Raw genomic sequence first — 21,506 nt, 5'->3', positions numbered from 1 at the left:
AACACTTTCCATTAGAATAAATGCAATACATGTAAAGACAGTGATGAGGAATAGTAAATTTGTAATTCTTTTTAGAGAGCTAGCGGCTGGTGGAAGCTAGTAGGAAAGCAAATCGAACTCACCTTCTGAGTCTGCCCGCGTGAAGCAACGCGTGCCGTTCCTTCCGCGTTAAGGAAGCTAGAGCCGAGTGTGATCACTAATTTGGGTGGTACCGCGGGAGATACGAATTCTCTCGTCCCTTTCTTAATGAAGAAAGGGGCGAGTTTTTTTATTTTTTAAATATTTTGTCAATTCTTAAGGTGAAAAGCATGGCACAATTAAAGGAGGAAAAAAATGAGTTTTAATCATCAACAAATTGAAAAAAAGTGGCAGCAATATTGGGCTGATAATAAAACGTTTAAAACAGTAAATGAAACAGAAAAACCAAAATTTTATGCGCTAGATATGTTCCCCTACCCATCTGGAGCTGGTCTTCATGTGGGACACCCAGAAGGGTATACAGCGACAGATATCCTGTCACGCTTCAAGCGCATGCAAGGCTTTAACGTGCTACATCCAATGGGCTGGGATGCATTCGGTTTACCAGCAGAACAATACGCACTTGATACAGGAAATGACCCTGCTGAATTTACGGCGAAAAATATTGCGACATTTAAACGTCAAATTCAAGAGCTTGGCTTTAGCTACGATTGGGATCGTGAAATAAACACAACAGACCCAGAATATTATAAATGGACACAATGGATCTTTATTCAGCTATATAAAAAAGGCTTAGCCTATGTAGATGAAGTGGCTGTAAACTGGTGCCCTGCATTAGGAACAGTATTGGCAAATGAGGAAGTTATTGATGGGAAATCAGAACGCGGTGGTCACCCTGTAGAGCGTCGACCAATGAAGCAATGGATGCTGAAAATTACAGCTTATGCGGACCGTTTAATCGATGATCTAGAGGAAGTAGATTGGCCAGAGTCTATTAAAGATATGCAGCGTAACTGGATTGGTCGTTCCGAAGGTGCTGAAGTCACATTTGGCATTGATGGCACTGATGAAAGCTTTACAGTATTTACAACGCGTCCTGATACTTTATTTGGTGCTACATACTGCGTGCTTGCACCTGAGCATAAATTAGTGGAGCAAATTACAACGGCTGATCAACGACAAGCTGTTGATGCTTACTTAGAAAAGGTAAAAATGAAATCTGACTTAGAGCGTACGGATTTAGCAAAAGAAAAAACAGGCGTATTTACAGGTGCCTATGCAGTGAATCCGATTAACGGTAAAAAGGTGCCAATTTGGATTGCAGACTATGTACTAGTTTCTTATGGTACTGGTGCTATCATGGCAGTTCCAGCACATGATGAACGCGATTATGAGTTTGCTACAGAGTTTAATTTAGAGATTATTCCTGTCCTTGAAGGTGGAGACATCAGTAAAGAAGCATTTACAGGTGATGGTCAGCATATTAATTCCGATTTCCTTAATGGCTTAAATAAAGCAGATGGCATTGCGAAGGCCATTGAATGGCTAGAGGAAAAGGGCGTAGGGGAGAAGAAAATTTCTTATCGTCTTCGTGACTGGTTATTCTCGCGTCAGCGTTACTGGGGTGAGCCAATCCCAATGATTCATTGGGAAGATGGTTCAATTACACCAGTACCTGAATCTGAATTACCATTAATGCTTCCAAAAACAGATAATATCCGTCCTTCTGGTACAGGTGAATCTCCATTAGCAAATATTGCAGAGTGGGTAAATGTTGTTGATCCTGAGACAGGTAAAAAAGGACGTCGTGAAACAAATACAATGCCACAATGGGCAGGCTCAAGCTGGTACTTCTTACGCTATATCGATCCAACAAATTCAGAAGCAATAGCTGATCCAGAATTGCTAAAACGTTGGTTACCAGTTGATATTTATATTGGTGGCGCAGAGCACGCTGTATTACATTTACTTTACGCACGCTTCTGGCATAAAGTGTTATATGATTTAGGCGCTGTTCACACGAAAGAGCCATTCCAAAAATTATTTAACCAAGGCATGATTCTTGGCGAAGGTAATGAGAAAATGTCTAAATCAAAAGGCAATGTAGTTAATCCAGATGAAATCATTTCTTCACATGGTGCGGATACATTACGTCTTTATGAAATGTTTATGGGACCACTTGAGGCGTCTGTGGCATGGTCTACAAATGGCCTAGACGGAGCACGTCGCTTCTTAGATCGTATTTGGCGTTTATTTGTCAATGAAGAAGATGGTGCAATTTCTTCAAAAATTCAAGTTTCAGATGATAAAACACTCGAGAAATCCTATCACCAAACAGTGAAAAAGGTGACAGAGGATTATGAAGGCATCCGCTTTAATACAGCTATTTCACAAATGATGGTCTTCATCAATGATTGCTACAAGGCAGATGTCATTCCAGCAGCTTACGCGGATGGCTTCGTAAAAATGCTAGCACCAATCGTTCCACATATTGCTGAGGAATTATGGCAACTACTAGGACATAATGCAACACTTTCTTATGAGCAGTGGCCAGTATATGATGAATCTAAGCTTGTGGATGATGAAGTGGAAATCGCTGTGCAAGTTGCAGGTAAAGTACGAGCAAAAATTATCGTAGCAAAAGATGCTTCTAAGGAAGAAATCGAAAAAGTAGCACTTACTGACAGCAAAGTACAAGAGTATATGGCAGGCAAAGACTTAGTAAAAGTCATTGTTATTCCAGGTAAGCTTGTCAATATCGTAGTAAAATAAAGATAAAAAAAGTGTCCTACTATGTAACAAACTAACTTTTTTAAAGTTAGTACCTTCAGACTGTAGACAAACTATTTTTGGAGAGTTCAGATGCTAAAAAATAGTTTGTCTCTTGCTTTATGGCAAAATTATCCAACAACATTTATACGTAGTACTTTCTATGCTATTTACTATAAGTGAGGAAGGTGTCTTATGAAAATATCCGTTTATGTTGCAAGTGCATTTAGCAAGGATCATCAAGGTGGGAATAAAGCAGGAGTGGTATTTAATGAGAATACATTGACCACAACTCAAAAAATGGCGATAGCCAAACAACTGGGCTATGCGGAAACCGCATTTATATCAGAATCTGAAATTGCTGATTATAAATTTGAGTATTTTACACCAAAGGAAGAAGTTGATTTATGTGGTCATGCCACAATTGGCTCTTTCACGATACTGATGCATTTAAAAAAACTTTTCAAAGATCAATATACGATTGAAACAAACAGTGGTGTTCTTACCATTACCATAAAAGATGACATCATTTTCATGGAACAAAACAAACCGATATTCTATGATGTTATATCTTCAAACGAGTTTATCGACTGTTTTGACATTAAAGATATAGACAATAAATACCCGATTCAAATTGTTTCCACGGGCTTAAAAGATATTTTAATTCCTATAAAAAGTGAAACACGATTACATGCACTGCAACCTAATTTTGAAAAAATTAAAGAAATCAGCAAGTATTATAATGTTGTCGGGATGCATCTATATACTTTTAATGACAATCGAATTATATGCAGAAATTTTGCTCCACTCTACGACATCAATGAAGAAGCAGCGACTGGAACTTCAAACGGTGCATTAGCTAGCTACCTTTATGAACAGCACCACTTGCAAAAAGAAGTCTATGTATTTGAACAAGGTTATTCTTTACACTCGCCTTCCGAAATATTAGTTAAATTAGCAACCAATAGCAAGAATGAAATAGAAAAAGTTTATGTTGGTGGCAAAGGCTATTACTGTGAAACTAAGTGTTTAAATGTAGATTGAGTGAAAATAAACACCGAATAAAAAGGTTGAGAAAATAATTTCTCTACCAAGGTACTAACTTTTATAAAGTTAGTACCTTATCCTAACTCTACTGTAGATTTGAAATAAAGTTGGGACGAAACATCCCTTTAGATTATAGTGGTCTAAAGGGGTGTTTTTATGTCTAAAGAGCGAGAAATCGCAAGCTGAGAATTTAGATTTAGTAATCAAACTAAATATTAAGGTGAAAAATTATGAAGATTGGAAAAGGAACAATATATAATATAGAGGAAATTGAATCTTTATATCCAATTTCTCTTCCAATGTCAATTCGCGTTCAGAAGGTCTCCCTGAATTTAATTTACGTGTATCTTGTAAACCTTCTACACCCGCGTTACGATAAGCAGCTCGCCAACGTTTTCCTGAAGATTCGATTCGTTTAATCCGATTAATTCAACATCTAAACCAGCTTTTTCAACTTACCTTGTCCATTTTCTGCAATAAAATGACGTTTAAATTCGTTCGTATAGGTGATCGCTTTCTCACTAACTGTTTGTACTTTCGGATTACATTTTAGCTGTTCATTTTTTGTAAAATATCTTTTGGTCATTACACTCTACTCCAACATCTTTTTTCTCAAGATAAATAAAAGTACCCTATAGGATAGATTTTTTTCAAAGTGTCTATCTTATAGGGTTTATTTTTGATTCAGTCTTCATTTTTTTAATTAAAATGTGCAACCTTTTAAACAAATTGTTGACTTTTAATAAAAAACAATTGGGCACTTTTTTTATTATATTGAAACTAATAACAATGTTATAACGACTATAGTTTGAACGAGAAAAAGGAGGTGTTTGCTTGAGTGAGCATTTAGCAGCAATTATGGATGAGCATGGTGAATATTGTCTCCGTGTGGCTTACCTATATGTAAAGGACTGGGCTATAGCGGAGGAAATCGTTCAGGATGTATTTTTCGCCTATTATTGTCAACAGGAGCGCTTTGAACAACGGTCCTCATTGAAAACATATTTAGTAAAAATAACTGTACATAAAAGTCACGACTATTTACGAAGCTGGAAAAATAAACGGCATATGTTATTAGAAAAATTGCATATTGGCGTGAGTAAGCGAACACCTGAAAAAGAATTAGTAGAGAAGGATAATCGTCGGATTTTGACAACAGCTTTATTTGAACTTCCAATAGCTTATAGGGAAGTACTTATTCTTTACTATTATCAAGAATTAAAAATACGAGAGATTGCAGAAATCCTAGCATCCACGGAAAATACAGTAAAAACTAGATTACGTAGAGCAAGACAAAAGCTACAAGAAAAACTAGATAGAAATGATTGGGAGGTGTTAGGGGATGACATTCTTTAAGGACAAATTGGATAAAGAACTTGGTGAAGCGCCAAGGTTTTCACAACCATTACAAAAGCGTATTTTACAGCATGTTCAGCACAAAAAAAGAAGAAGTCGGCAATATCCAATAATAACTATTGGGGCAGTCGTGGTGACACTACTGCTGTTATTCTTTATGGGTCCTTTGAAACAAGTAGAAACTATGAAACATGCTACGATTATTGAATTAGTACAACAGGAAGAAATTAAACAGTTTACTATTGCACAGAATTGGGAGGAGGATTCCTTTAAGGCTGGAAGAACTGGTTGGATTATAGGGCAGCAAGTGTTTAAAGAAAATTCAGCAAGTGATTTGCTAAAACAAATATTACAGCAGGCTACCATTACACTGAGGGATAATAATTTAACCACTTATGCAAATAGGGATGTATGGGTCGAGTTTGATAATGGGCAAGTCATAAAGCTGAAGATGTACTTAAACGATACCGAATTAGGTTTCACTGACCAACAGACAAAAATATCTTATAAAGTAAAAGATGAAAACCTAGCATCTGCTTATAAAAATCTTATACAGAGAAGTGAATTTACTATTAATAGTTCAGATTTAATTACTTTTTTAGTAATTTTTATCTTTATCGGATGGTTAGTTGATAAACTTTTGCGAAGGAAGTTTAATATCCCAAAGGATCCAAAATACGTAAGTGCAGGTCATCAACGCTCCGTGTATATCTTGAAATTTCTGAATGTAATTTTTATTTTTTTATTTTCAATAAATGGATGGCTCTTGTATACAGCTGCTACAAGTGCATTTTTGGCTGTAGTTATAATAAGTTCTATAATGATTGAGTATTGCTATGGTCGCGAAGAGAAAAGACATTATGTGTCAATTATTTCTTCCATTGTAATGCTTCTATTATTATTTATATTTCTCATGTATATTTAGGGTGTAATCCATTAGCAAAATAGATGAGTTGGCAATGAGCTCAATTGGAATTGAGCACAAACGACTATCCATATTTTCAGTTTTAAGCAAGAATTGGGCTAGGCAAGAGAAAAAGCGAGCTAAAAAGATGTTTGAATCGTTTCCGAGCATCCCTTTTTAGCTTGCTTAGCTTTGATTTTTTTTTTGTAATGTGTAATTTAAAAAAGCGATATATAGGATAGGAAGGAGTACGGTAATCATGACAATTCCCTGCCATTTAAAATGCAGCCAGATTGGACTGAGTAAAGTACTTCCTGATGCAACACCTATATAATAAGAAACGAGATATAAACTGGATGCAAGCCCCTTTTGATGAATCGCTGTCCGGCTAACTGTTGCAGAGGTTAAGGCATGAGCGGTGAAAAAGCCTAAGCATGCAATACAGAGCCCAGCAATAATCATTATAAGGGAGGAGCTTAACGTTAATAAAATCCCACACACTAATAGAAGTACTCCAAATGTTCGAATCATATTGATGCCGACTTTACCTGCAAGGGAGTTAGCAATTGGCGAACCAATAATTCCTAAGCCATATGCTAAAAAAATAAAGGAAATCGTTTTTAACGATAATAAGAACGGTGGTTCAGCTAAATAGTACGGGATAAATGACCACATTCCTGTAAAAGATAGCTGCAAAATGATCCCAAATCCAAAAAGAATAAGTAAATTTGGATTTTTTAAATGCAGCCAAAAACCATGTAAATCCTTTTGAATAGTACGCTGATGGACTGAAAAATTTCTTGATTTTGGAAGGGTAAGCCACACTAGAATGAATATAATGCCACCCAAAAGTGCTAAAGAGAAAAATGCAACCTCCAAAGATTTATTTTCTGTCAGAAAGCCCATCATCAGACGACCAATCGTTCCACCTAGAGCATTACAGGAAATGTAAAGTGCTGTTGCAAAGCCCATTGATTGCTGATTTATTTCTTCACTGATATAGGCAAGGGCTGCTGCGGGCACTCCAGCAATCGCAAAGCCTTGGATAAAACGTAAAAAAATAATCATAGAAAAAGAATCCGTTAAAGGCATTAAGAGAAAAGGGATAATCGTTAAAACAATCGAAAGTCGAATAAACAGTACCCGTCCATATCGATCAGATAAAAAACCTAAAACAATTAACCCGATAATTACGGATAGAGTTGTTACAGACATGGCCAGACTTGCAGTGGGGACAGAAATTTGAAATTGCTCTGTAAAAAAGGGGAGCAGCGGCTGTACTGAGTACATTGCTGCAAATACAAACACCGAAGCTCCTCCTAAGCTAATCACAATTGTCCAAAATTGGCGATCCTTAATCGAATACCTCTTTGTAAATGATTCCATAGAGAGGCCCTTATTTCATTTGCTCTGGTAACCAAAGTGATAATTGTGGCAATAAAACCACTAAACCTAAGAAAATAATCATTAAAACGATAAAAGGAATGACCCCTTTTACAACCTCGCCTAGCTTTTCCTTAGCAATTCCACTTACGACAAAGAGATTCAGTCCCACTGGCGGTGTAATCATGCCAAGCTCCATGTTAATTGTCATAATAATAGCAAAGTGAATCAAATTAATATCGAAATGTGCTAGAATCGGTAATAGAATTGGTAAAGTAATTAAAATAATGGATACAGCCTCTAAGAACATTCCCATAACAAAGAATAGAATATTAACAATTATCATGAATATCCACTTGTTCATATCACTTTCGGCAATCCATGCACCAACCTGCTGTGGTACTTGTGCATTTGTTAAATATAGTCCAAATAATGAAGCGGCACCGATAATTAAGAAAATCATGGCTGTAATATTAATGGACTCCACCAAGACCTCACGGAAATCCTTTAGCTTCATTTCTCGATAGATAAACAGGGATACGATAAGACCATAGAAAACGGCAATAACGGCTGATTCAGTTGGTGTTACAACCCCTGAATAGATTGTTCCTAAAATTAAGAATGGTAAAAATGCACCCCAAATTGCTTTTAAAGATTTACGACCACGCTCACTCCAAGAAGCTGGTGCATCTCCTTTAAAACCATTGCGTTTCGCATAAAAAATAGCTGCCACTATTAAAATGCCTGTTAATGCAAGTCCTGGAATAACACCAGCCATAAATAATTCACCAATAGATTGCTCTGATGTAATACCATAAATGATTAGCGGTACACTTGGTGGAATTAAAATACCTAATGTACCACCAGCGGCAACAAGCCCCATAGAATAGCGCTTCTTATAGCCAGCAGAAATCATCGCAGGAATCATGATAGAACCAATTGCAGCAGCTGTTGCAGGTGAAGAGCCTGAAATCGCTGCGAAAATAGCACACGCGATGATTGTTACAACAGCAAGACCTCCTGGAAGATGGCCAATCCATGCACGTAAGGCTTCAATAAGATATTTGGAAATTCCACCACGCGCCATTAATACCCCCGCAAGGACGAAGCCTGGAATTGCCATCATCGGGAATGAATCTAGTGCAGTAAAAATACGCTGAGGAATCATATTCATATTAAAATCAATTTGGAAGAACACAAGAATTGTCGATAGTGCTAAACTAATCGCGACCGGTACTCGTAGAAATAGTAATAAAAAGAAACTAAGTAAGAGGATTAGCATATTCTTCGTCCTTTCCTCGTAGAATGTTGATTAATCTTTCTACGAATCTTAGTAAAAATAAAAGGCCTGAAATCGGTAAAACTAAGTATACAATCCACATTGGTATCCCGATATCAAGTGATACCATGCCTGATGTATAACGGTTTTCTACTAAAACAAAGCCGTAATACGTATAAATTAAACAAAAGGCAATGCTTAACCCTGTTGCTACTAAATCCAGTACACGTTTCATAGAAGGCTTTAATTTATCGTATAAAATATCTACTTGAATATGTTGATTGTGGCGAAGGGCTAAGCCAAATCCTAGAAATGTACCCCAAATAATTGAATAACGTGCTAATTCCTCTACCCATGCTTGCGGTTCATTGAATATGTAACGCATAATTACGCCATAAAAAATAAGAACTACACCTGCTACGAAAAAGATTCCAGCTAGGATTTCTTCTAAATAGCCCCAGATTTTATGTAAGGCCTTCATTCAATTGCCTCCTTCATGTATATATTTGAAAAGGGAATGATGATTATCCATCATTTAAGTACAAACGGGTGCTTAATCTCCCACTATAGTAATGTTGCTGCTTGTAGTGAGCGTCTTAGCATCCGTTCGTACAGGTTTTGTGTAAGCGATTTACTAAAATTTAATAATTCTCCATCTTTATTCAGCAGATCTTTACTGTGCCAAAGCGCAGTGTATAATGTTGATCTCAATTCCCTACGGATGGCACGGATTTTGAAAAAGAATCTGCATGAATTCTGCGGATTATACCTACAAGGCTCATCTGTATGATGAACCCTGTGGCTTATCCGTGAAAATGAGCAGATTCTTATTTAAACTATTTAATTCCCCGAATAGAAAGATTTTTTAAACCCAAAATTACGTTATTTTAGATCACGAATACCATTAATTAATTCTTCTGTGATAACTTCACCAAACTCTTCATATACTGGTTCAAGTTTTGCTTTAATAGCTTCTTTTTGTTCAGTCGTTAACTCAAGAACTTCAATACCAGAGTTTTTAATGTTCTCGAATGATTTTGCATTTTCATCAGCAGCTAAATCCCAAGCTAGTTTCGTTGCTTCATCTAATGATTCTTCCACTGCTGTTAATAAATCAGCAGGGATTTTCTCCCAGAATGATTTGTTAACAAAGATTGCATAGTCAAGGCGACCATGTTCAGATACTGAGAAATATTTTTGAACTTCTTGGTATTTTTGTGTATCAAAGTTGTTGAATGTATTTTCTTGTCCATCAACTGTTCCTTGTTGTAAGGCAGCATATGTTTCACCAAATGCAATTGTTGCAGAGCCGGCATTTAGCGCTTTAAATTGAGCTTCTAATACTTTTCCTGCTTGTGCACGGAATTTCAATCCTTTAAAATCTTCTACTTTTTCAAGTGGATGCTTGTTATTTGAGAAATGTTTAAAGCCATTTTCCCAGAATACCAAACCTTTAATATCATTTGCTGCTAATTGATTCGATTCAAGAATTGTTTTAGCTACGTCAGAAGTAAAGAATTTACGTACGTGCTCTTCGTTCTCAAATAGATAAGGCATATCAACATATTGCCAACGCGGGTCGATTTTAACCATTTTTGTTACAGAAGGAGCAATCATATGAACATTTCCAGATACTAGCGCATCTAGTTCATCATTATCCCCATATAATTGTGAAGAAGGGTAAACTTCAACTTTTACTTTACCTTCTGTTTTTTCATCTACTAATTTCGCAAAAGCATCAGCTGCTTTTCCTTTTACACTATCAATTGATGTTACATGTGAGAATTTAATAACAAGCGGTTTGTCCTTGGTATAGCCACCATCACCCTCAGCTGCTGGTGCAGATGTTTCTTTTTTGTCGCCACTACAAGCTGCAAGTGCTAAAATTAATACAGCCATAAGTGACATGAAAAGCCATTTTTTCATTACATATCCCCCTAAATGTTATGATTATAGTTAAAAGGTGAACCTTTTTAACCCATGCTAGTGTTGTGATTGATTTTTAGGAAGTGCTTGGATATATTTTTTCCCATAGTTTTCTGCATAATAGCGATAGACAGGCTCGAATGCAGATTCCCATTCTTCCTTCTCTTCATCTGATAAATTGTAGATTTTAATGCAATCACATGCTTCCATTTCTTCAAGTCGTTCTGCTGTTAAATTTTCTGCAAGCTGCCATTCCCATTCTTGTACTTCCTTTAGTGTTTCTATGAGCAGAATTTGCACATCTTCCGGTAGGGAATTCCAAAATTCATGATTCATTAGCAGTAAATAACCAAGATAGCCATGGTTACTAATCGTTAAGTAGTCTTGTAGTGAATGTAAATTTTTGCTTGTAATGTTTGTCAGTGTATTTTCCTGACCATCGACATTGCCTCTTTGTAGTTGATGAAAAACAGTATTGAAGTCAATGCGTTTTGGATAGGCTCCAACAATGGAAAACTGTTCAGATAAAACATCACTTGGCATAATCCTCATACGCAAGCCATTCAAATCTTGCACAGTTTCTATAGGTCGAATACTATTGCTAAGTTGCTTAAAACCACTATCCCAAACGCCCATGGAAAATAGATTATGGGCATTTAATTTTGTCATTAACGATTGACCAACATCACTGTTGACATATGTATGCACTTCATCTGCATTTTTAAATGCATAGGGTAGATCCATAACTGACCACTCTGGTACAAGCGTTGTAATTTTTGAAATAGCAGGGGCAATCATTTGAATATCGCCACGTAATAGTGCATTCATTTCTTCGCCATCTTTATAAAGAACCCCATTTGGAAACACTTGAATCTCGACATGTCCATTACTACGTTCTTTAATCAGCTCTGCAAATTTTACGGCTGCCATTCCTTTCGGTGTATTTTCACCAACTACATGTGAAAATCGAATAACGATTTGTTCCTCATGACTTAACTGCTCATTGTCGGTAGGGTAAACGTCTTCCTGACATGAAACTAACAGAATTGTTATGAAAATGAGAACGCTAACAAAACTGCGTGTAAAACGATTACTCCACATACAAATTCACCCCTAATCTCTATAAGATGTGAACGATTTTCATTGTAGTTCATTTCATTAAATACTCAATATTATGGTTTTAATGGACATTTTGGTATTTATGGTATATAACAATTTGTTATTTTAAAAAACTGTTACAAAACAGATTCAAAAGAAATGCTTATTAAAAATCTGTAAAGAAAAAGAATCTGCCTTATTCCTTGATAAAAGTAAACAGAATACATTTCAATCTTATGTAGGAATTGGAATATATTTGAGGAAGGGCAGATTCTTGCTATTTAGTTAATAAACTAAAATCTTATACTACTTAATGGAATAGTATTTTGTCGGACGACCTACTGTCCCGTATTGTAATTCAATCGAGACAGTTCCCTTAGTAGCCAAAAAATCCAAGTATTTACGTACAGTTACTCTGGCCATTCCGACATTTTGAGCTAGCTGCTCTGAGGTAATAGCTGCACGGTGTGTCGTTAAATAATCAAGAATCTGTTGCATTGTTATCGTGTTTAGTCCCTTGGGAAGCTCCGTTGTTTCATGCTGTATTCCTAGCCATTTGTCGATGTCCTCTTGATTAAATGCCTGCGAGCTTTGTAGCTTTTTGGTAGAGCTTTTGTATTGCTGCAATGCTTTTTCAAAGCGTTCAAAACGAAATGGCTTGATGAGATAGTCGATGGCTCCCAGTCGAAGTGCCTCCTGTACTGTTGGCGCATCTCTTGCAGCAGTAATCATAATAATATCCGAGGGGACACGTTCTGCACGAAGCTTTAAGAATAGTTCCATGCCTGTCATATCTGGTAAAAACATATCAAGTAAAATTAGATTTGGCTTCTTTCTTATAATTTTGTCATAGGCTTCACGACCATTGACTGATTCACCCACGAGCTGAAAACCATTCAATTTATTTAAAAAACCTTTATTTACTTCAAGTACCATTGGATCGTCTTCTACGATAAACACTGAAAGATTACTCATTGTTCTTCAGTCACCCCTACTTCTATTGTAATGATTGTTCCAACATTGACGGTTGATTCTACTAGAATAATTCCATTGTTTGATTCCACAATCTGTTTCACAAGGGCAAGTCCAATACCATGACCATCCTTTTGTTTTGTGCTAAAGCCATAATCGAAAATCCGATTTGGCAAACCAGTAATCCCCTTACCACTATCCTGTACTTCAATGAATAAATGATGTTTATGGCCAATTAATGTAATATGAACATCTTTATGAGCACATTCAAAGCATGCCTCCATTGCATTGTCCAATAAGTTACCTATAATAGTTACCATGTCACCACTGGAAAAGCCACTCATAAAATCAACGAGCTTTGAGTCCTCATCAATTGTCAGCTCCACACCAAGCTCTTTTGCACGTGAAAATTTACCAAGTAATAGTCCTTGAATCGAATAATCATGAATCTTGTCATGCAAGCTTTGAATAATCTCTTCCTCATCTGTTATTTCATCAATAATCAAGCTTAAAGCATCGTCATCCCGTTCCAATTGAATTAATCCTGCAATACTATGTAAGCGATTCATATATTCATGTTGCTGGGCACGTAAGGAATCCACTAGTATTTTTATGCCAGTTAATTCTTCAGCTAACATATTTGCTTCTTTTCGATCGGTTAGCATAATAAGGTAGCCAGCATTTTGCTCCATGATACGAATAGGAAAGGTGCGAACTAAGTACATTTGCTCAAACATCAATAGAGGTCTATATACTTCATGCTGTTGTAGCGTATCCTCTGCGAGCCAGGTCCCTTTAAACAAAGCTTTTCTAGAAATCTTCTGTCCGAAGAAATGTGTATATTGCCTTGCTAAACGATTAATAAAGGTCACATTACCACTTTCATCAGTTGCTAAGATACCGATATCCATCGCTTGAATAATACCAGAGCGTTCTTCTACTAAACGGGCTATTTCGTAAGGCTCCAAATTAAAGGTTTGGCGCTTTAAATGATTGGCAACCCATACAGACCCACCTAAGCCGATGATTAATCCCCAAAAAAGAGACATAAGGATATCAAATTGATATTCATCTACAAGGTTATACCATTTGGGTGCAAGTAATCCGACAGTAATAACACCAACTTGCCTTGTACCTTCTTCATTCATTATAGGTACGAATGCTCTGATAGAATATCCTAAAACACCTCTTGCCTTCGATATATACTCATGCTGAGAAAAGGCTTCTATTTCGTCTCCACCTTCAAAGACTGTGCCTAGCTTACTTTCCGATGGGTGTGAATAACGAATGCGATTCATATCAATAATCACAATATAATCTACATCAGTTGTTAAGCGAATACGCTCTGCAATTGGTTGAATAATTTCAAAACCAGCTGGCTTGCCTACATTATTTTGAACATCAGTAAGCTGTGATACAGTTCTTGCAATTGCGATCGCTCGTGCACCAAACTCTTTTTCAAAAGCTCCTCCAAGATTATGAATCATGATAGCTCCACTTGTGGCAATTGAAAAAATAACAATTATGAATGAAAAAATAAACATTTTTAGTCGTAAAGAAATATTTTTCATAGGAATGTGAAAGGAATAGGAGTACTCCCTTTAATTAATTCAACACCTCTTTAAATAAAGATAATTGTAAGACAATGAATCTTAGATGAACGAACAATTCTTGTAAAAAAATGATAAGAGTACATAGGAGGACCAAACTAGGAATTTCATTCTATTATAAATTAACATAAATAATTAGTTTGTTGTAATACAACTTTAGTTGAAAAGTACTGTTTTCATTTGTGTACTATAACAAATTTGTGGATATAATTAAACACCGTGCTTTCTTATTACTTTATATAGCATCATTTGGTTATGAGGAAACTAGGGGGATTGCTTGTTTCCTAAAGAAAAATTTATATTTGAATAATAAAAATGAATGAGAAAAGAATATTCGAAATGAAATATACAAGACATACATTATATTTATTTGGTAATTAAACCAGAAAAAGAGAGAAGTTATTTAAATTTTTCTTTTTTACTACCACTTTGGGTAGAAAAATTTTGTACATTTTAGTTTTAAAATTCTCTTTCATTCTTTATATTTCTCTATGATGAAAATTTGATTATGTTGTTATTCGGGAGAAATGTGGTCAATATTCTAATCAAAAAAAGAGGGATATACACCATGGGAATGTGAAAATATGCACAAATAAAATTATTTTTAAATAATTTTAAGCTATAGAGATAATAGAGTAGAAAAATATTATTATCTAAAATATGTTGCAGTTTCTCTTTGATAAGCGTTGTTTCACTTAGAGGCTGTAGGATTTATGACGGAGGCATAATAAGCAGATAAAGAAAATACTTTTTGGAGAAATAATATTTTTTAGAAAAACATCTTGCATTTGAATAATTCTAAGTGGTAAATTGTTTTACATGGACGTTCATAGAATTTTCACAGGTAGCAAAAGAGGGGAGAAATGAGAATTTATGAATAAAAATAGATGGTTAATTGCATTATCTGCAATCGCTATTCACCTTTCAATCGGTGGAGCTTATGCATACAGTGTATACAAGCTACCGATTGTCACAGAGATGGGATGGAGTGAAACAAAGGTAACGGTTGCCTTTACGATTATGATGGGGCTTGCGGGTTTTTCAGCCGCACTATTTGGTAGTTTAGTAGAAAAATTGGGGCCACGTAAATCTGCGATGGTAGCAGCTGTTCTATTTGGGGCGGGACAAGCTGGTGCTGGTGTAGCAATTTCAATGGATTCTGTAACATTGTATTGGTTAACATATGGCGTGCTAAGTGGATTAGGTATGGGGATAGGCTATATTGCTCCTGTATCAACATTAGTAAAATGGTTCCCAGACCGTAGAGGCTTGGCAACAGGTATGGCTGTACTTGGATTTGGATCTGGAGCACTAATTACAGCACCAGTAGCAGCAAACTTAATGGAGGCTGTTGGGATTTCTACAACATACTTTATTTTAGGGGCAAGTTATTTCACGTTAATGATTTTAGGGGCTTTATATATTGCACCGCCTGCACCTGGTTATATGCCAGCAAACATGAAGGCAGCTGCAAATGGTGGTAAAGAAATAGTAAAAAAAGATTTAGCAGTTATGTCTGCTCGTGAGGCTGTTAAAACAAAGCATTTCTGGATGCTATGGTCAATGCATTTAGTAAATGTAACAGCAGGGATTATGATGATTTCTGTCGCCTCTCCAATGGCCCAAGAAATTGTGGGATTATCAGTTGCGGGAGCTGCAGCAATGGTAGGTATTATGGGGTTATTTAACGGTGGTGGTCGTTTAATTTGGGCGGCTGTGTCTGACTATATTGGTCGTTCGAACGTCTTTGTTATATTCTTTACGGCACAGTTAATTACATTTATTGTGTTACCACATACGACGAACGTGATAATTTTCCAAGCACTTATTTTCTTAGTTGTTAGTTGCTATGGTGGTGGTTTCTCGAATTTACCTGCATTTGCAAGTGATTTATTTGGTACAAAGCAATTAGGTGTTATTCATGGTTATTTATTAACGACTTGGTCATTAGGCGGTATTTTTGGTCCGTTACTGGTGAGCACAATTAAAAATGCTTATGGAAGTTACATTCCAGTATTCTATGTATTTGCTGGGTTAATCGCAGCATCATTAATTATTTCATTAACATTACGTGCAGATGTACGTAAACGAACAGCTTTAAAAGCAGCAGCACAAAATGTTGGAGACGTCTCCGCTACACAATAAACGTTACTTTCAATTCGCACTTGAAGGTACTAGGTCTTGACCATATAAGTATCATTTCGCACATGATGCTTGTATGGTTTTTTTTGTTGTAGCGATTGTTATATAACAATAGATTAATCTTTGTTTAATGTATAACAGAGGTTGTCTGATGTCAATAACATTACGGGAAATAAAGTGATTTCGCTACCAAAAGAGCAATTTCGAAACGAAAAGCAAACTATAGAAGTCAGGAGCAACATTTTAGCGATTGTTGAAATGTTGAATCTTTTCCTCGACTAAAGCGTATATAAGGTAATAAGGAGTGATTGAAGATGGGGAAATTTTCTTTACATGAATTCATCAATAAAACACAGCAGGATGATAATGAAAACGATTATTTTGAGCTAGAAACGGAACGTGTACTAGAGATCAATTTAGATGGCGAGGTTTGGTCTAAAATGGGCGCTATGATTTCTTACATAGGCGACATTAAGTTTGAGCGAGAGCGTGTACTTGAGCATGGATTAGGAAAAATGTTTAAAAAGGCACTAACAGGTGAAGGAACACAGCTTATGAAGGCAAAAGGTAAAGGGCGACTTTATTTAGCTGATCAAGGGAAAAAGGTTACGATTTTTGATTTGAAAAATGAAAGTATTTGCGTCAATGGCAATGATTTGCTTGCATTTGAACCAAGCATCGATTGGGATATTCATTTAATGCGTAAAATGGCAGGCATCATGTCAGGCGGATTGTTTAATGTAACTTTAAAAGGAACAGGGAAGGTAGCCATTACCACCCATTTTGAACCTTTAACACTATTAGTACGCCCAGGTGAGACGGTATATACTGATCCTCATGCCACAGTAGCATGGTCAGGAAATTTAGCACCTGAGTTTAAAACAGATATCAGCTTCCGTACATTTATCGGTCGAGGAAGCGGCGAATCCATTCAAATGGCATTTTCAGGTGAAGGTTTTGTCATTATCCAACCATTTGAGGAAGTTTATATGTCTAGCGAAAGCTAAAAAAAGCGTGTCCTAATTATTCAGGACACGTTTTTCAATGATAAGAAGTGCCTTATTCACGTGGTAAATTATTTAAGTCCTGCGTTCATTCCAGCAATACGTCCGGTAACAAGTGCAGATGTAATATTATAGCCTCCTGTATAGCCATGAATATCAAGGATTTCACCGCAGAAGAATAAACCATTCTTTTTCTTAGAGGCCATTGTCTTTGGCTCTATTTCTTTAACAGAAATACCCCCACCAGTAACAAATGCCTTTTCAAGAGATTGTGTACCACTTACAGTCATCGTAAAATGGACAAGCAAACGAGCTAAATGGCGAATTTTTTCCTGCGCTATTTCAGTGCCTGTCATTTGTACATCAATGCCAGCACGTTCACATAAAAACAATAGCCATCGTTCAGGGGCTATCCCTTTCCACACGTTTTTAACTGCTCTCTTTGGATCTTCTTTCCATAGCTTATTTAAGTATTGTAGACATGTTTCTTCATTATAATGGACAAGCGTTTGAATACGGATTGTCACTGGTTCATAGCCAGTTTTCATTAATTCTTTTACGATAAATTGGCTACAGCGTAAAATAGCAGGACCACTTAATCCGAAATGAGTAAAGAGCATGTCCATTTGATGGGTTACGAGCACTTTACCTTTTTTATTTAAAACAGAAACAGCAACCTCTCGTAAAGCCAACCCCTGAAGCTCACGATTTTGTATAAAATCTTCCTTCGAGAGCACAGGAACCTCTGTGGGGAATAACGTTGTAATTGTATGACCTGCTCGCTCTGCCCATGGATAACCATCACCAGTTGATCCTGTTTGTGGAACAGCTTTCCCACCTACAGCCACTATTACAGCCTCGCTACGGACTTCTAATCCGTCTGCAAGGCGAACACCAAGAATTTTTTCCTCATCCATTAATAGCTTACTGACAGGGGTATTTAACCGAACTTCTACATGTAAACGCTGTAATTGACGGATTAGTGCGTCAACAACATCTTGCGCGCGGTTAGACATGGGAAACATACGCCCATGATCCTCCTCTTTTAGGGCAACACCGAGCCCTTCAAAAAAGGCAATAATATCCTCATTATTATAAACTGTGAATGGGCTATATAAAAACCGCCCATTACCTGGTATATGTTTAACAATTTCTTCTATTGGTAAACGATTTGTCACATTACAGCGACCCCCACCAGAAATAGCAAGCTTTTTACCAAGCTTATTCCCTTTTTCTACTAGTAATACTTTCTTTTTTCGTTCTCCAGCAGCGATTGCAGCCATTAAGCCTGAGGGACCTCCACCTATCACAATTACATCATACATATATAGAAACTCACTTTCTGTTCAAATTAGGAATCCTTCCTATTATACATGAAGTCTATATAGAGGGGCTTCTTTCACATTGAAAATAATGCGAAAGTGTTTTATAATTCCTTATCTCATCTAAACAGATGAAAAGTTAGTTTTTTGTTAATACAAGGAATCGGAGTACGATTATCTATGTAAAAAAGACTTCTGATCAAAGTTTTTTTTCTGTGTTGTCAGCATGAAATGATCGTCTATTCGTGCTATTATGGAAAAGGTTATGCACTAAATTATGAGGTGAAAAATAGAATGTGCGGATTTATAGGCTATATTAATGGAACAAATGTAATCGATCATCATCAAACGATTGAAAATATGATGAATACAATTATTCACCGTGGACCAGATAGCGGTGGTATTCACAGTGACGATAAAGTAACGTTGGGATTCCGACGATTAAGTATTATCGACTTGTCAGATGTGGCGAATCAACCATTGTACAGTGCAGATGGTAACATTGTGCTTGTATTTAATGGAGAAATCTTCAACTTCCAAGCGCTACGTGAAGATTTAATTGCTAAGGGACATATATTTAAAACACAATCTGATAGTGAAGTTATAATTTATGGTTATGTAGAATATGGTGTAGAGTTTGTTAAACAATTACGAGGTATGTTTGCATTCTGCATATGGGATAAAAAGAATGATTTACAATTTATTGCCCGTGATGGCTTTGGTATTAAGCCGTTGTATTACTCAGAGAATACAACAGATGGAACCTTTATTTTCGGTTCGGAAATTAAATCCTTCTTACCCCACCCATCCTTTATTAAAGAATTAAATAAAAATGCCCTTCGTCCATATTTAACTTTCCAATATTCGTCAATGGATGAAACTTTCTTTAAAGGTGTGTTTAAAATACCGCCTGCTCATTATATGTTAATTCAAAATGGGAAAAAGAAAATCGTGCAGTACTGGGATAAAAAATTCCATGCGAAAGAGGCACCAATTGAAAAATATGTAGAGGACATTCGTTCTACAGTAAGAGAATCAGTAGAAGCACATCAAATCAGCGATGTAAAGGTTGGTTCATTCCTATCAGGAGGAATTGATTCAAGTTATATTACGGCATTACTGCGGCCTGATAAGTCCTTCTCTGTTGGTTTTTCTGACTATGAAGATATGTTTAATGAAACAAACTTAGCAAAAGATTTATCAGATACATTAAACATTCAAAATGAGCGTAAATATATATCAGCTGATGAATGCTTTGAGGCTTTACCAAAAATTCAATGGCATATGGACGAGCCACAATCTAATCCATCTTCTGTTCCACTTTATTTCCTTTCTGAGCTAGCTTCGAAGGACGTAACAGTTGTCCTTTCAGGTGAAGGAGCGGATGAAATTTTTGGTGGCTACTCATGGTATCAAAACTCAGGTAAAATGCAACAATACGAAAAAATTCCTTTTGGTATTCGTAAGGCATTACGAGGTATTGCAGAGGCATTACCTAAAAATCAATACACAAACTTCCTTATAAAAGGTGGTCAATCAGTCGAAGAACGCTTTATAGGTGAAGCGGTTGTCTGGGATGAAGAAGATGCACTGAATGTATTAAAACCAGACTATAAAAATGGTCCATCTGTTAAGTCCATTACAAAGCGTATCTATGATGAAGTACCTGGCGATGATGATGTGACAAAGATGCAGTACTTAGATTTAAATCTATGGATGCCTGGCGATATTTTATTAAAAGCGGATAAAATGAGTATGGCGCATTCAATTGAATTACGTGTACCATTTTTAGATAAAGAAGTAATGGAATTAGCGAAAAACATTCCATCAAGATATCGTGTCAACGACATTGATACGAAATATGTGCTTCGTCAAGCAGCTCATCAGGAATTACCAGAAGAATGGGCAAAACGTCCAAAGCTAGGCTTCCCAGTACCAATCCGCCATTGGCTACGTGAAGAGAAATACTACAACATGGTAAAAGAAATGTTCACAACAGATTTTGCCAATAAATTCTTTGATACAAAGCAATTAGTAGGCTATCTCGATGAGCATTATGAAGGTAAGGCAAATCGTGGGCGTTATATTTGGACTACCTATGTATTCTTAGTATGGTATAAACAATTTTTTATAGACATGAAATAGCTTATGAGTCGGTGGAGGTTTTTTAATCTCCGCCGATTATTTTGAGCATTTTATTATCAAAATAAAAATAAATTTACTGTCTTTTTGATGGATTAGCCTAAAGCTAGAACTTTTTGATAGAATAATGCGTCTGTTTACCTATAAATATGTTAAGATTACAAGTGGTTTATGCAATTGCGCTGGGGCGTAATTGATATTATGTTTACAATTATCTTTGGCAGCGTTTGCATGTGGCAAAAGCAGTTAAAATTTTTGTGACGAGTAAATCTGCTCCGTTGACTGCTAGAATTGCTCGGGTATTGTATAAAATTGCTCCGTTGCCAGTCAGAAATGCTCGGGTCCCGTGAAAACTCGCTCCGTTGTCGGTGAAAACTGCTCGGGTACCGTGTAAATCCGCTCTGTTGTCAGTCAGAACTGCTCGGGTACCAAGTAAACCCGCTCCGTTGTCGGTGAAAACTGCTCGGGTACCGTGTAAATCCGCTCCGTTGTCAGTCAGAACTGCTCGGGTACCAAGTAAACCCGCTCCGTTGTCTGTGAAAACTGCTCGGGTACCAAGTAAACCTGCTCCGT

The 21,506-nt window shown here is 36.5% G+C and carries 16 protein-coding genes, 1 pseudogene and 1 other annotated feature; of the genes and pseudogenes, 7 read left to right on the top strand and 10 right to left on the bottom strand.

Features of this window, described 5'->3' with window-relative positions:
- The first annotated feature begins 31 nt into the window (after nucleotides 1-31).
- Nucleotides 32-243, top strand: a binding site (T-box leader).
- 90 nt (nucleotides 244-333) lie between these two features.
- Nucleotides 334-2,751, top strand: coding sequence for a leucine--tRNA ligase (gene leuS, locus QNH24_RS19960; protein WP_283869236.1), 2,418 nt, complete (start codon nucleotides 334-336; stop codon nucleotides 2,749-2,751).
- A gap of 192 nt (nucleotides 2,752-2,943) precedes the next feature.
- Nucleotides 2,944-3,792, top strand: coding sequence for a PhzF family phenazine biosynthesis protein (locus QNH24_RS19955; RefSeq protein ID WP_283869235.1), 849 nt, complete (start codon nucleotides 2,944-2,946; stop codon nucleotides 3,790-3,792).
- 264 nt (nucleotides 3,793-4,056) lie between these two features.
- Here QNH24_RS19955 and QNH24_RS26350 read toward each other — a convergent pair.
- Both QNH24_RS26350 and QNH24_RS19950 read right to left on the bottom strand, forming a co-directional pair.
- A pseudogene (locus QNH24_RS26350) lies at nucleotides 4,057-4,215 on the bottom strand (IS3 family transposase); the annotation flags it as partial.
- Between the two features lie 16 nt (nucleotides 4,216-4,231).
- Nucleotides 4,232-4,381 carry a hypothetical protein gene (locus QNH24_RS19950; protein ID WP_283869234.1) on the bottom strand — a complete coding sequence of 50 codons (150 nt, stop codon included), beginning with the start codon at nucleotides 4,379-4,381 and terminating at the stop codon, nucleotides 4,232-4,234.
- A gap of 248 nt (nucleotides 4,382-4,629) precedes the next feature.
- Between QNH24_RS19950 and QNH24_RS19945 the strand changes: the two genes are divergently transcribed.
- Nucleotides 4,630-5,151, top strand: a complete 522-nt coding sequence (locus QNH24_RS19945; protein ID WP_283869233.1) for a sigma-70 family RNA polymerase sigma factor — start codon at nucleotides 4,630-4,632, stop codon at nucleotides 5,149-5,151.
- Nucleotides 5,138-6,076: a DUF4181 domain-containing protein gene (locus QNH24_RS19940; RefSeq protein ID WP_283869232.1), complete on the top strand. Its 939-nt coding sequence runs from the start codon at nucleotides 5,138-5,140 to the stop codon at nucleotides 6,074-6,076. Before QNH24_RS19945 ends, QNH24_RS19940 begins: the two co-directional genes overlap by 14 nt.
- A gap of 165 nt (nucleotides 6,077-6,241) precedes the next feature.
- Here QNH24_RS19940 and QNH24_RS19935 read toward each other — a convergent pair whose 3' ends face one another.
- The 7 genes from QNH24_RS19935 to QNH24_RS19905 all read right to left on the bottom strand — a co-directional run bounded on the left by QNH24_RS19935 (nucleotide 6,242) and on the right by QNH24_RS19905 (nucleotide 14,200).
- Nucleotides 6,242-7,441: an MFS transporter gene (locus tag QNH24_RS19935; protein ID WP_283869231.1), complete on the bottom strand. Its 1,200-nt coding sequence runs from the start codon at nucleotides 7,439-7,441 to the stop codon at nucleotides 6,242-6,244.
- Nucleotides 7,442-7,451: 10 nt separating this feature from the next.
- Nucleotides 7,452-8,720 (bottom strand): TRAP transporter large permease, encoded by a 1,269-nt coding sequence (locus QNH24_RS19930; protein ID WP_054771378.1) that lies wholly within the window; start codon nucleotides 8,718-8,720, stop codon nucleotides 7,452-7,454.
- Nucleotides 8,701-9,198 carry a TRAP transporter small permease gene (locus QNH24_RS19925; RefSeq protein WP_283869230.1) on the bottom strand — a complete coding sequence of 166 codons (498 nt, stop codon included), beginning with the start codon at nucleotides 9,196-9,198 and terminating at the stop codon, nucleotides 8,701-8,703. The genes QNH24_RS19930 and QNH24_RS19925 overlap by 20 nt, the downstream gene beginning before the upstream one ends.
- A gap of 401 nt (nucleotides 9,199-9,599) precedes the next feature.
- A complete protein-coding gene (locus QNH24_RS19920; RefSeq protein ID WP_283869229.1) occupies nucleotides 9,600-10,643 on the bottom strand; it encodes a DctP family TRAP transporter solute-binding subunit in 1,044 nt (347 codons plus the stop codon).
- A gap of 57 nt (nucleotides 10,644-10,700) precedes the next feature.
- The gene (locus tag QNH24_RS19915) at nucleotides 10,701-11,744 is read right to left on the bottom strand and encodes a DctP family TRAP transporter solute-binding subunit (RefSeq protein WP_283869228.1); all 1,044 of its coding nucleotides are present in this window, start codon (nucleotides 11,742-11,744) and stop codon (nucleotides 10,701-10,703) included.
- Between the two features lie 303 nt (nucleotides 11,745-12,047).
- Nucleotides 12,048-12,716, bottom strand: coding sequence for a response regulator (locus tag QNH24_RS19910; protein WP_054771379.1), 669 nt, complete (start codon nucleotides 12,714-12,716; stop codon nucleotides 12,048-12,050).
- Entirely contained in the window at nucleotides 12,713-14,200 is a 1,488-nt protein-coding gene (locus tag QNH24_RS19905) for an ATP-binding protein (protein WP_054771380.1), read from the bottom strand. The genes QNH24_RS19910 and QNH24_RS19905 overlap by 4 nt, the downstream gene beginning before the upstream one ends.
- Before the next feature lie 996 nt (nucleotides 14,201-15,196).
- Here QNH24_RS19905 and QNH24_RS19900 point away from each other — a divergent pair.
- Together QNH24_RS19900 and QNH24_RS19895 are read left to right on the top strand one after the other, a co-directional pair.
- Nucleotides 15,197-16,468, top strand: coding sequence for an L-lactate MFS transporter (locus QNH24_RS19900; protein WP_283869227.1), 1,272 nt, complete (start codon nucleotides 15,197-15,199; stop codon nucleotides 16,466-16,468).
- Nucleotides 16,469-16,779: 311 nt separating this feature from the next.
- Complete coding sequence (locus QNH24_RS19895) at nucleotides 16,780-17,472, top strand: AIM24 family protein (RefSeq protein ID WP_054771381.1); 693 nt, start codon at nucleotides 16,780-16,782, stop codon at nucleotides 17,470-17,472.
- A gap of 68 nt (nucleotides 17,473-17,540) precedes the next feature.
- Here QNH24_RS19895 and QNH24_RS19890 read toward each other — a convergent pair whose 3' ends face one another.
- Entirely contained in the window at nucleotides 17,541-18,794 is a 1,254-nt protein-coding gene (locus QNH24_RS19890) for a BaiN/RdsA family NAD(P)/FAD-dependent oxidoreductase (RefSeq protein ID WP_283869226.1), read from the bottom strand.
- Between the two features lie 291 nt (nucleotides 18,795-19,085).
- On the opposite strand from QNH24_RS19890, the gene asnB reads away from it, so the two are divergent.
- Nucleotides 19,086-20,936: an asparagine synthase (glutamine-hydrolyzing) gene (gene asnB, locus QNH24_RS19885; RefSeq protein WP_283869225.1), complete on the top strand. Its 1,851-nt coding sequence runs from the start codon at nucleotides 19,086-19,088 to the stop codon at nucleotides 20,934-20,936.
- The last annotated feature ends 570 nt before the right edge of the window (nucleotides 20,937-21,506 follow it).

The organism is Lysinibacillus pakistanensis (assembly GCF_030123245.1).
In the GTDB taxonomy this organism is placed as follows: Bacteria; Bacillota; Bacilli; order Bacillales_A; family Planococcaceae; genus Lysinibacillus; species Lysinibacillus pakistanensis.
Note: the sequence above shows the minus strand (reverse complement) of the source record. Positions and strands in the feature narration are given on the sequence as shown.

Coding starts and splice junctions, on each gene's coding strand:
- leuS (WP_283869236.1), top strand. CDS start 334: ATGAGTTTTAATCATCAACAAATTGAAAAAAAGTGGCAGCAATATTGG.
- QNH24_RS19955 (WP_283869235.1), top strand. CDS start 2,944: ATGAAAATATCCGTTTATGTTGCAAGTGCATTTAGCAAGGATCATCAA.
- QNH24_RS19950 (WP_283869234.1), bottom strand. CDS start 4,381: ATGACCAAAAGATATTTTACAAAAAATGAACAGCTAAAATGTAATCCG.
- QNH24_RS19940 (WP_283869232.1), top strand. CDS start 5,138: ATGACATTCTTTAAGGACAAATTGGATAAAGAACTTGGTGAAGCGCCA.
- QNH24_RS19935 (WP_283869231.1), bottom strand. CDS start 7,441: ATGGAATCATTTACAAAGAGGTATTCGATTAAGGATCGCCAATTTTGG.
- QNH24_RS19930 (WP_054771378.1), bottom strand. CDS start 8,720: ATGCTAATCCTCTTACTTAGTTTCTTTTTATTACTATTTCTACGAGTA.
- QNH24_RS19925 (WP_283869230.1), bottom strand. CDS start 9,198: ATGAAGGCCTTACATAAAATCTGGGGCTATTTAGAAGAAATCCTAGCT.
- QNH24_RS19920 (WP_283869229.1), bottom strand. CDS start 10,643: ATGAAAAAATGGCTTTTCATGTCACTTATGGCTGTATTAATTTTAGCA.
- QNH24_RS19915 (WP_283869228.1), bottom strand. CDS start 11,744: ATGTGGAGTAATCGTTTTACACGCAGTTTTGTTAGCGTTCTCATTTTC.
- QNH24_RS19910 (WP_054771379.1), bottom strand. CDS start 12,716: ATGAGTAATCTTTCAGTGTTTATCGTAGAAGACGATCCAATGGTACTT.
- QNH24_RS19905 (WP_054771380.1), bottom strand. CDS start 14,200: ATGATTCATAATCTTGGAGGAGCTTTTGAAAAAGAGTTTGGTGCACGA.
- QNH24_RS19900 (WP_283869227.1), top strand. CDS start 15,197: ATGAATAAAAATAGATGGTTAATTGCATTATCTGCAATCGCTATTCAC.
- QNH24_RS19895 (WP_054771381.1), top strand. CDS start 16,780: ATGGGGAAATTTTCTTTACATGAATTCATCAATAAAACACAGCAGGAT.
- QNH24_RS19890 (WP_283869226.1), bottom strand. CDS start 18,794: ATGTATGATGTAATTGTGATAGGTGGAGGTCCCTCAGGCTTAATGGCT.
- asnB (WP_283869225.1), top strand. CDS start 19,086: ATGTGCGGATTTATAGGCTATATTAATGGAACAAATGTAATCGATCAT.